Consider the following 12,232-nt stretch of genomic DNA (forward strand, 5'->3'; position numbering starts at 1 on the left):
CATAAACGGTACGTTATTGATTTTATCATAGTGTTACATCTATGTTATCAATTTTTTCAAACATGAAACGCGTAGGCAGTAACGCGCGCGCATTTCCAGAGAAGCGTGCGCGCATGCATGCTACTAGTACTTCAGCAACCAAAGTTGAAAAATATCAGAATGTTCATATAAACTTTTTAGGTCGGATTCTCAACGGGTTAAATGGACAAAGAACTCAAGGAGCGAAATAATTGAAACTTCGCCATGTTTTGGTCGGGTTCATTATGGTTACCATTGCTATAACAACGGTTTTCGCGTATCTAACTTTTCAAAGAAGGTCGACACCCATAGAGCACACACCTTTGAGCGAGCTCAAAGAGCTCTTAAGCTCTTCTTCTGGGCCCCCATATTTCTTGTATCCTGAAGGAATGGAGCTGTCAGATTATCTCTCAGCCAAGGAAATCTCAAGAACTTTTGAGGATTTCTTACACATACGCGCATTCGAATATAATTATCAGGTAGGTGACGAGTACATTGACTCGAGGGGGCTTCCAAAACTGGAAGCAATTCATCAAGGCAACTTGGTCGTTCTCGTTGGCGGGCCTTCAACTCAGGCCGCCGTCAAATATTATGAAGATACAAAAGAAACTCTAGTTGTTTCAAAGGAGAATGCCACACATTTTTGGTTGGAAACGAGGGAGGGAGTAGTAATCCCTGAAACGCTGCATACCTTCGAAAATCTAGATGCTCATCACGATGTATTTTTGGTTGAGTTCTTTAAGGATAAATGCGACAGATACATCCTGATACTTTACGGATACGGTTGGCGAGGGACTATGTTAGCTACCCTACACTTTAATAGGGTAATATTCCCTCAAATTTCGGACTACGATGAATCTTATTACATCTACAACTGGGTCGATTCGAGTGACATTAATCAGACTCTTACTGACGAAGCCGAGGGAGGCCAAAAATATAGTGTCATCCAAGCTTCAGTCGTTAGCTTTGCAAATGAAACCATAATCCGGTCGTTTGCCGACGCTGTTCATTCTAGAGGCTTGAGGATGACCTGGTACGTTTCAAAACTTAACATGGAACAGACCATTTTTTCTTTAATAAAGAGTTATGCATCTTATGGAGATAAGATTGAACTTTCCTTTGGTAATATTTTCTTCAACGAATTAGAGCCAGAAAAACGATTGTACTATGTGGACGAGTCCATGGAGGCGTTTAAGAAGGCGTTTGGAGATTATCCATCGATGGTTCAATCATATTACATTGATGCATATACACTAAGCTACATTTCGTTGTGGTACCCCAGCGTCAAAGGAGCTATTACCTTTGTTAATCACGAAGTTTTCGGTGACCAATTCAAGTCAGCCGGTGCCTACTACATGCCTTACTATCCTAGTAGATATAACACTTTAGTTCCAGGTGAGGGAAGAGACAAGATAAACATTGTTGCATTTCCGTTCTTTCAAAGGGACATCACAAATTCAATTCTGAACCGGAGGATCGTCTATAACCTCTCACCACAAGATGGCCTTATGATAGTGAAAGATTGGAGACCTTACTTCCGAAGACTGTTCGCAGCTTTCATAAATGGATGGGATCAATTCGGGCTAGCAATTTATCTCATAGATCTAACTTGGCCGTTTATCCCTCTGGAAGTGATCGAAGAAGACCTGGCTCAGATTCAATTTGAAATAGAATCCGGCAATTGCACGAACGTTTTGGACACGAACTTCGTGAAATGGTTCAGGTCCGAGTTTGAGGATTCACCTAATTACAGGTGGGCTTACGAAGACCCTGAACAGGAGTCGTTCTCATCAGAATGGTATTTTTCACCAGCAGTTAGAATAGGCTACCTAAATGAGTTCATGTTTGAGATGGTTGTGTATCCGAGCAAAACATACGAAGCGGGCTATGCGAGAAAGATTTCTCCGTACGACAACAGTTTATTTATGCTGTTTGGGGATAAAGAACGCTTTGAGTGAAAATCACAATGACTTCGACATTGAAGCAGGCCACTATCCAACATTTCGCAAAGAGAAAAAGCTTCTACAAGAAACTTTATCACCAATATCCTTTTCTTGACATCGTCGCAAGATATTACAAGCCAAATTCGAAAACACTTGAAATTGGATCCGGAATAGGTGCTTTTCTTCACGAGATTTCAAGTTCGCAAAACGTTTTAGTTGGCATCGATATTTGCAAGACATTCATACATGAAGCGCATAAAAGGTTTCCAACAATTAGTCTTTTAGTTGGAGACGCAGAGAAGCTACCTTTTCGATCAAAGTTTTTCAAGACAGTGTTTATGCGAAACTTATTACATCATCTGGTAGCTGAAACACCGAATCTTTCACAGGGATATATGACTAAAGTTTTAGAAGAAACTTACAGAGTATGTGATAAGGGAGGAGATCTTTTCGTGTTGGAACAGTGTATCTTGAGCAGGATTATTGGGTGGTTACTGTTTTGGTTCTCCCTTTTTATGAGTCGACTAAATCTGTCGTTCCATAGGATAAACCTGCATGAGGGAGTGGTTATATCGTTCCTAGCTTCTCACCAGTTAGTTCAACTATTAGAAAAAACGAACTTCAAAATTCTTAAGGATTTTTCTCATCGGCCGTGCACTGGGCTTCATCTAGGCGTCAATTTTGGTGAAGTCATCATCTTCGCTCGCGCAGAACAGGGAATATCGGAGAGCGTCATATGATTCAACAGAGTATTCGGGAAAAGATACAGTTCCATATACATAGCTTTGCGCGCGCGCGCGGAAGAAGCGTTGTCGATGTGAGTATTATGATCCTTCTAGCGGAGATCCTTCTGTCTAGACTGCTTTTTCATTCAGCTCTACCAGCTGGAACTGACTCACTCTCTTGGATCGCGCAGACAGCATTTCAAGCTAGGGATTTTAGGTGGCTCTATGCGTGGCGTCTGTTTGGTTTGGGTTTCCCTCAGTCATCTAGCTTATTTGACCTTCTTCTTATATTTGTTCATAGCTTAGTAGGTGACCCCTCAATAGCTATCAAGCTCTTCACACTGGTTGCGTTTTGCACTGCAGAGTTTTCCATGTATAGTTACGTTTTTCATCATACCAAACGACATAATGCTGCTCTTATCGCCGCTGTCGTGTACCTTCTAAACCAATTTGTCTTTGCTGAATTTTCGGAGGGGCATATCGCTCTCCTATTTGGCTATGCTCTAGCCCCGTTGCTGTTTCTTCTCCTTGATAAAGCATGTGCGCGCGGTCGCGTTAAAGATTGTTTTTCTCTTGGCTTGATGTTTTCTATCTTCATAACGGGTGTTCATCTAGAGTGTGTTTACATCTATGGCTGGTTTATGCTACTATATTTTCTAATATACATTATAGTCCCAAATCGTCGAACCAAAGGAAGAAGAGACACGCTGAAGCGTTTTTTCAAGGTATGGGGAATCAGCATACCGATCGGTATATCTCTGTCTTCGTTTTTCTTGATGCCGATTATTTTAGATATTAAACCTGCATACCTATCTCTAAGCTATCAATACACTATAGAGGAAACGAGTGGCATACTAGACATTTTTATTAATCAGATAGGATTTCACATGCTGTTTCTGTTCTTTCCTATTTCCTTGACAACCATCGCCTTATACAGGGATAGGCGCACAGTCTTCTTTTCTCTATCAGCTTTCATTGCAGCTTTTATCGCTAAAGGTACCCTTCCCCCCTTCCCCGAAGTCTTTGAGTGGCTTTTTGTTAATGTCCCGTATATGCACGTTTTTCGGGCGACATCGAGATGGTTCATGGTGACATGGTTTGCTGGCGCATTTCTCACGGGTCTACTTGTTGCCAAATCGGAAGAAACCCTCAGAAACATCCTTCGCAAGGCTAAACACGAGTTACCTTCTCACATAATAGATAAGACAAAGATCCTTTTGACCAGCCTCATGATAGGAATAGTTCTTCTAAATGCTAGTTTGTCTGGCCTACAATTTCTCGGTTCTCCTTTGACTTATAGTCTTCCAGAACAAGACGTAGTTTCCTCTCAATGGATCGGCTCTGTCCCAGGTAACTTTAGAGTAGTAACAGTTGGTTCTTGGGGTCTAGGTAGTAATTTTATAATACCGGGTCCTCTTGGATCTGGATATCGAGAGATTTCTAGTGAAGGTTACTACCTGCATGATAAAGTAGTAGTACAAAATGGAGGATGGGAGCCATTAGCTCGGAGCTTCATTGAATTTGTGTACTCCTCTGCATACCAAAGGAAGATAGATGATCTTCTGCGAATATTAGGACTCTTTGACGTGAGGTATGTAGTATTGTCAAGCAATGCACCAACCGAATGGGCTGAGATATTCTACAAACAATATGGCTCCAAGCGTGTCCTAAACTACTCTGGATCAGTTGTCCTAGAAAATGAATTCTGGACTCCACACATTTTTGCGGTTTCTAGATACGCTGCAATATTAGGTGGAAGAGCAACCCTTAATTCACTCTCAAAAGTTCCCAACCTAGATTTTGCAGGGTGCGGGTTGATATATTTAGACCAGAACATTGGTTCCATGACTAATCTCCTGCAGAATGCAGATTATCTAATAATCTCAGATAGTGACATAACGGACATGGCGATGTTATTATTGGAAGAGGACTACGTAACCCCCCTTGAGGAGTATGGCTACCCATCCTCAAATCCAGAGAAACACTGGATTGTGGGTTTAGCAGGGATTGACTATGGGAAACTTACAAGAGGTACTCTCACTACTGGGGGAAACAACAGCATAACAATGCCTTTCGAAGCAAAAGAAGAAGGCGAACACGAAGTTTGGGTTAGAGTATGTTCTGGTATTGGAAGGGGCACACTTCAACTAGTTGTTGACAATACAACAATAGGCAGTGTACTTTCTGATGCCAGTTTTCCCGTCTCAAAATTCGATTGGTTGAGTGTTGGATCAATACATCTTGACAAGGGAAAACATACACTGACTTTAATCAACCACTCGCCTGGATATAACGATGTAGATGCAGTAGCGATCGTTCCTCCATTCTTGATGCAACAAAAGATGGATGAAGCATCTAACCTACTTCAAGCCTTTCATTTTCGGACGATACTAGTCAGTGAAGCAGAAGACTTTTTTGGGGAGATTCCGGCCCTTCATCTAAAAGGCTGGAACATCCATCAGTCCTCGTTCAATGCAAGTAATGGCTTTGTTATTCAATCCTCAGGCAGATATGAAAATGTCGCATTAGAAGGTAGTGCCTCGGCAAGTTCGATTCAAGGTTCAGGATTTGAAGCAAGCAATGCAATCGATGGAGATAGCGCAATCGAAATGACCAGATGGGCTTCAGAATTTGGCAGAATGCCACAGTGGTTTCAAATCGAGTGGGAACAGCCTAAAGATATATGGGAACTGCGCATTTTCTTCGAGTCAGCCTACGCAGAAGATTATCAAGTTCAGATATGGGACGGCGAAAAATGGATCAACCAAACAATCGTAGAAGGTAATGCTGCTCTGAACCGTAACCACATATTCAGTCAGCCCATAACCACAAATAAAGTTCGCCTTTACTTCACGAGTGCTCCGGAACAAGATTCGGTTAGCGTATGGGAGGTTGAGGTATACTCTACTTATCTCTCAAAAGAAATCTATGTTCCCAAAACGGCGTCATATATGCTTGGTCTTCGCCTTGCAACCGGTCCCAATCTTGGCAACATAAGATTTGAATTTGGAAATGTCTCGAGAACAATCCAAACTGGCAACCCAAACGCTACATATTATAAATGGTACGAGATAGGACCTATTGAACTGAACGCTGGTGAAGAATCGCTTAACATGAGCTGGGTAGGCGATTTGTACTTCGACGAACTCATCCTATATTCTCTGAAAAAAGGGGAGGAACCTCTTCCACTCGATAGCCTTCTTCAACCCAGCGCAATACCCATCATCACGCACGAACGGATCAATCCAGGTAAATACAATGTCCAAGTTAGCAGTGATGAACCTTTTTTACTTGTATTTACCGACACCTATCATCCCTCGTGGAAGGCTTACTTTGGCAACCTTGAAGTGCCTCCGGTTGTTGCATATTCCGTCGCGAACGGCTTTTTCATCAACAAGACAGGCAATTTCGATGTCATAATATCCTTCACTGGACAAGCCTACGCTGACTTGGGATGGAAAATATCAGCTGTCACAGTTTTCGTGCTAGCAGTGGTTCTGGCAACTCCATCCAAGGTTTTCAAAAGTTTAAGAAATTACATAAGACGACGCACATGAGCGCAGAAGTGAAACTCTGCACATATATACGCGTCCGAAATTGTCTTCTAGAGTTATCTTCCGTCTTGTTTTTAATAGAATGATAATGCAGTGTTGAATGGTGTGCGTTGAAATATCGATGCGCACGCTATGATAAATCTACATCGTTGCTAAGAATCGTTGATTCAAAACTCTCTCTTTAGATACATGCACAGTCCACGAACTGAAACTGCAAAGACTTAAAAGCCAATTACCTGATAATAGAGAAACCCTAAACATTAGAGAACAATACGTATTTGGAGAAGAGAAGATGAAATGTCTTGTAATGCTTCCTTGTCACAATGAGGAACAAAACCTTGAAAGGCTAATTTCATCTCTCCATGAAGCCTTGCACACTCACATGCCATACCAGATTATAGCAGTCAATGACGGCAGTACTGATGGAACAAGCGGAATTCTCTATAACCTTTCGGAAAAATATCCAATCATGGTGGCGGAGCATAAAAGCAACGGTGGCTTAGCCTCTGCCTTTCGAACGGGCTTAAGGTTGGCAATGGAACATGCCTCAGCGGAAGATTTGATCGTTACAATGGATGCTGACAATACGCATGACCCCAAATACATCACACGCTTAGCCGAGGAAGCTTGGAGGTCGGGAGTTGTAATAAGTTCGCGTTATGCAAAGGGCGGCAGGCAGCTTCACGTTCCTAGTTATCGCGTAGTATTGAGCAGAATTATTAACTTTCTTATTAGAACACTCACGAGGATACCTGTCCATGACGCCACCAGCGGATACAGATGTTATAAAGCTTCAATCCTCAAGAAGACCATGCGAATATTCGGGAAAAAATTTATTGAATCCAAAGGGTTTGAGGTTTCTTGCGAAATTCTGCTGAAAACGTACTGGTGCAGTGGGTCTGTAGGAGAAGTTCCGAACACCTTGGATTACAGTAAGAAGGTGGGGAGAAGCAAGATAAGGATTATGCCCACGATATTCAGTTATATTATACTTCTCGGGAAAGCAATCTTGTGGAAATCTTTAGGAGCACCTAGCTGTGAGACTCGCTATTCTCTACAGTCATCTAAGAGAATTCGGTGGGGTTGAAAGGGTAGTTCTGAAACAGGCTGAACTCCTTCGAGGTCAAGGGCACGAAGTCACTTGTCTTTTCGCTTATGTTGATACAAAAAGGTTCACCGAATATGTGAAGGACAAGGTCACAATTCAAAGTTATTTCAACCCTTTCATACCAAACAACGAGACTCTGAGAGTTGTCCTTTCCCTTCCATTTGCTCCTTTAATATCACCAGCTTTCAAAGGCATGAATCTACTGATCTGCCATGGGTATGGACCAGCACCCTGGATCGGTTACAACATAAAACTAATCAACGGAATAAATTACCTAACCTACGTCCACAGCATACCACGCTTTCTATATCTCGGATCTAAGGAGAGGAGACTTTGGAGACAGGATCCTACTAGGAGAAGAATCTTTAGTCTCGGAAGGTTCTCTTTCCCCCTGATAGCCAAAATCGATCGGATGAGTGTCATAAACTCGAAACACGTTTTTGCAAACAGCCATTACACAGCGGGTCAAATCAGGAAAATATACGGAAGCAAAGCTTCTGTGTGCTATCCCCCCGTTGACACAAAACTGTTCAAACTAATCAACGACAAGAGTCTCATCGACGAAGTCTGTTCAAGATATCGCGTCTCCAAACCTATTGTTCTCTCTACGGGCAGGATCATTCCCTTGAGAAAGCTGGAGTGGTTGATTCACGCAATGAAGTACATCGTAAAGATTTTCCCATCAGCCACCCTAGCTATCACTGGAGAAGTGTCTGCAAACAATGCGGACTACGTACGCACATTGGTAAGAGTGGCACATTCCTTGGGTGTTGAAAAAAGTGTGAGACTTCTAGGTTTTGTCCCAAATGATGAATTGGTGAAGCTGTACAACACTGCAGACGTATATGTCCACTCATGTCCCCATGAGGCTTTCGGCTTGAGTCCTGTAGAGGCTATGGCTTGTGGAACGCCTGCAGTTGTATGGGATGATGGAGCGGGCCCATGTGAAACTGTCATCAATGGGAGAACAGGGTTTAGAGCCAGACCTTATGACGTTGAAGATTTCGCTGAAAAGATAATGAAGATTTTCGACATGGATAACCAGACAGTGAGCAAGTTTTCTTCGGAGTATGTACAAAGGAATTTTTCATGTGAAAAACATTTGGAACTGCTAAACAAAGCTATAGGAAAACTCTAAAGAAGCTTAAGCAAAGCAAAAAACGTCATGGGAACAAAGCTTGTACAATTCACACACATACTCTCAAAAGGATTTTAGTTTGAATTAGACTATACTCTTTTAGGAAGGATCATACCATGCGCATCTTCAGTGTGTTTTTCCATCCAGATCCGTCTATAAGTGCTGTAGGTGGAGCTGAGAAAAGGTTTGTTGAAACCTTGAGGATCTTAAAGAAGCAAAAGGAGATTGAGGTAACCGTTATAGAGCCAAAGCCTTCTCTGTTAGCTGGATTTGGAGTTTGCTGCGAAGAACACGAGGTCTCCAACCCTATTTCTGCTCTCAGGGGTGGATGGCCGGGTATTTATGTTGGTTGGATCGTGTGGAGTGTGAGAGCATTTTTCAGATGTTTGCGAATAATTCGGGGTCAAAAATATGATGTAGTGCTCGCCCCAAACAGTACAGTACCCAATCTCATTCCCGCCTACTTCGCCCATCACGTGTCCCACCTGCCGTTATGCGTCGTCATCCATCACATAGACATTATCTCGACCGATGCATCTCCGAGTTTCTTAACGGTTTATCATACGTATAGGAAGACAGGTTTTGGCAAGTCCACTTCTTTCTTTAAAGCCTTGGCATTCCTTGTAATTCTCGCAGTGTTAAGGCGTTGCGATGTCTGCATAACGGTTTCGAATTCCACAGCAAGAGCCCTAGTAAACAATGGAGTACCTGAGGAGAGGATTTACGTAAGTGGGAATGGCGTCGACATGAAGTATATTGATAGCTTCAAGTTTGAGGGCATAAAATCCTATGGCGGGGTCTTCGTTGGCAGGATCAGCAAGGAGAAAGGCGTCTTTGACTTAGTTGCCGCTTGGCGTAAAATTGTCGATGTGAAAAACGACGCTCAACTTCTTTTTATCGGTAGTGGACCGGACATTAACGCGGTTAGGCGTACAGTTGAAGAGCTCGGTCTGGAGAGGAATATTGTAGTCAAGGGTCGTTGCGTCGACAGGGAGATGTACACCTTGATGAAGGCGAGTAAAGTGTTCGTTTTTCCAAGCTCGTTTGAAGGTTGGGGCTTAGCTGTTGCCGAGGCTCTGGCATGTGGTTTACCTGTTGTATGTTATGATATACCCGCTCTACGGGAGGTTTTCGGCAAATGTCGCAGCGTTTTTCTTGTACCAGCAGGAGATTTCGAGAAACTTGCAGTGACCGTCTTAGAAGTTCTTAACATGAATCAAACAAAGGAGCTAACTGAAGCCTCGAGAATGTGTGTTAAACATTTAAATTGGGAGATGGTCGCGTTGAGAGATTTGCAGATATTGAACTCTTGTTGCCATCATTGATGCGCGCACGACTTTTCCGTGTCCGCGCTCTTTCATGCATGATTATCTAATTCGATGCTCATTTAGGATTTTCCTGTATCATTTATGGAAGATTGATCTAGAAAAAAACACTACAAATTTTTTATTCCCACCTAAGTATAGGTAGCACACGGAAAAAATAAAGAAAGAGGAGAAAAAGAATTGACAAAAAGACTAGTTGGAATAGCTGTTTCTCTGATAATCGTTATAATGATGAGTACATTTATCCCAACGCTTGCGATTGTAGAAACCGGAAAACACGATGACGATTGGTATATGACTGTTAATGGTGTTTTGGACAGTGACTACTACACGCTCTATCCCTACGACGAACCACCTTTCGAGTCTTTAAACATCGGCTTCTCCAAATACGGGGAACTCATCGGTTCTGATCCTTCAGAGCCTCCAGATGATGTTCCTCCCGCAACCGCGGATGGGTGGACGGGCTTGGAACTGGGTGGACTCGACCCCTTCGCCAACCCTGGCGTGCCAATGGACCGATGGATCAACGGATGGATGATAGACATCGAATACATCCACACTTCGCCAGTCATCGACCCAGACAGACACGTCTGGGCAATGGCATTGTTCTCTGACGGCGGCGCTTGGGGATACGACTGGATACAAACAACCAGCCCAGAACTGGAACCACACGGTGGCAGAAAAACCAACACAAGGGTTGTTACGGATGACATCAGAGTCATCTACGACGGTCCAAGAAGATTTGTTGCCCAGATGACGAATCACATCTGGGACCAAGAACCAGGGCTCCCAGACTGGCCTGTCCTTGACGTGATCATTACAATCGACTTTAACAAGGTTAAGCACCAAGTAAAGTTGCTCAAGGACATAAAGCTCACCATACCATCCAAGGATCTCAAAGGACGGATGAACGTAGAGTTCAGCGAACGCGAAGAATGGGATCTCGGACCAGCGCCAAGCTTCTACAGCTACGCCCACTTCTACGAGGAAGAACTGGAAACCTGCTATGGATCGGAGTGGCACTTGGCAGATGAGATACTGCGACACTATGAAGGCTTCAGATATGGAGACAACGGAGTGACGTATGCCTTGCAAAGTTTCATTCCGCCTTTGCCAAAATTACCTGTAGCCGAAGGCTACATTAAAGTCTACGTTGACGGAGTACTAATGAGACGCCCATCAGACTACAACGTTGACTATCAAAGTGGCATGATCAATTTCACCGACGTAGTCACCCCCTCGGAAAAGATCGAAGTAGTATGCAAATACGTTGACAAACCTGAATTTCCACACCTCTACGACCTCGCCCAGTTCATCTCTGCAGACATGCAATACGTGGGATGGTCAGCTTACTGGCCAGTCCTGTCCCAATACACCGTTGACGGCTGGGACCAAGCACTCGATAAACTCATAAACACGAAAATCCCCGATGGCGCAAGCGAACCGTTCATACCCTTCATGATCGCTCAATGGGACTTCCTGCTAGACCCTGCAGACATACCGCAATACAGATGCGTGGACGTCAAAGGAGTCACATACTACCACAACGCCATAGACGAGCAAATGGGACCTGCAAACCCAACTAATATGGACGCCCACAACATAATTGACGCAGAAGTCATGTACCAACTCGACGAGATCTTCAATCCGTTTGACCTGAGACAAGCAGCTCACAAGGAAACAATGAGATGGGTAGAATTCTTCACAGGAAATGGAGTGACAACAACATTCTGGCTTGACAACGCTCCAATCGTGTGGGACAGCTTCTGGGAATACTGCACGTTCCCCGAGAGAGTGCTAGTAAACGGCGACCTTAAACATAGAGACTACCCACAGTACCAGTGGGAGATAGGCATAAACATCCATAGAGAATACGACCTCCTAATGGCTCCCGACGGTTCGGGCGCGATAAGCTTCTACACGCCTCCACCTAGCGGCGCGGTGATAAAAGTACTGTACTCCACTAAGGAAACAATTGTCCCCGTAGGTGGATTGGTACAATTGGGACTCACCCTTGACAGCTCCGGAAGTATCAGTTCCGGTGATTTTGCTATCATGCTTAGCGGTACCGCAGAAGCCGTGCGGAGCAACTTGCCCCACGACGGAACAGTGGAACTAACTGTGGTTCAGTTCGGCACCGTAGCGAGTCTAGAAGTCGCTCCATCTGTGATCACCGAAGCCAACTTTGAGGCCGTGGCGACTGCGATTGAGGGCATAGTTAAGTATGGCGGCAACACCGCTATGGCTGCTGGCCTCAACCTGACATGGTTCGAAATGAAAAACTCGCCAAACGCCGCAGTAGCCATGAAGCAAATAATCAACTTAGCCACCGACGGACAGCCCAACATTCTGCTGCCGGTCAACTTTACCACTGGCGATGCTCACGACGACGTTACGTTGGTTCGTAACAATGCGGCAGGC

General features: G+C 43.9%; 6 protein-coding genes. All 6 read left to right on the forward strand.

Annotated elements, in window-relative coordinates:
* Positions 1–230 precede the first annotated feature (230 nt).
* Complete coding sequence (locus tag OEX01_04060) at positions 231–1,976, forward strand: hypothetical protein (protein ID MDH5448163.1); 1,746 nt, start codon at positions 231–233, stop codon at positions 1,974–1,976.
* A gap of 811 nt (positions 1,977–2,787) precedes the next feature.
* On the forward strand, positions 2,788–6,243 hold the full coding sequence (locus OEX01_04065; GenBank protein MDH5448164.1) for a discoidin domain-containing protein: 3,456 nt from the start codon (positions 2,788–2,790) through the stop codon (positions 6,241–6,243).
* Positions 6,244–6,532: 289 nt separating this feature from the next.
* Complete coding sequence (locus OEX01_04070) at positions 6,533–7,327, forward strand: glycosyltransferase family 2 protein (GenBank protein MDH5448165.1); 795 nt, start codon at positions 6,533–6,535, stop codon at positions 7,325–7,327.
* Entirely contained in the window at positions 7,278–8,486 is a 1,209-nt protein-coding gene (locus OEX01_04075) for a glycosyltransferase family 4 protein (GenBank protein MDH5448166.1), read from the forward strand. Before OEX01_04070 ends, OEX01_04075 begins: the two co-directional genes overlap by 50 nt.
* Before the next feature lie 116 nt (positions 8,487–8,602).
* A complete protein-coding gene (locus tag OEX01_04080; protein MDH5448167.1) occupies positions 8,603–9,811 on the forward strand; it encodes a glycosyltransferase in 1,209 nt (402 codons plus the stop codon).
* A gap of 180 nt (positions 9,812–9,991) precedes the next feature.
* Positions 9,992–12,232, forward strand: a 2,241-nt coding sequence (locus tag OEX01_04085) for a VWA domain-containing protein (GenBank protein ID MDH5448168.1), incomplete at its 3' end; no start/stop codon positions are given.

It is taken from the genome of Candidatus Bathyarchaeota archaeon (assembly GCA_029882535.1).
GTDB lineage: Archaea > Thermoproteota > Bathyarchaeia > Bathyarchaeales > SOJC01 > JAOUKM01.

Bases quoted from the DNA above. Each gene is read 5' to 3' on its own strand.
- OEX01_04065 (MDH5448164.1), top strand. From the start codon at position 2,788: ATGATCCTTCTAGCGGAGATCCTTCTGTCTAGACTGCTTTTTCATTCA.
- OEX01_04070 (MDH5448165.1), top strand. From the start codon at position 6,533: ATGAAATGTCTTGTAATGCTTCCTTGTCACAATGAGGAACAAAACCTT.
- OEX01_04080 (MDH5448167.1), top strand. From the start codon at position 8,603: ATGCGCATCTTCAGTGTGTTTTTCCATCCAGATCCGTCTATAAGTGCT.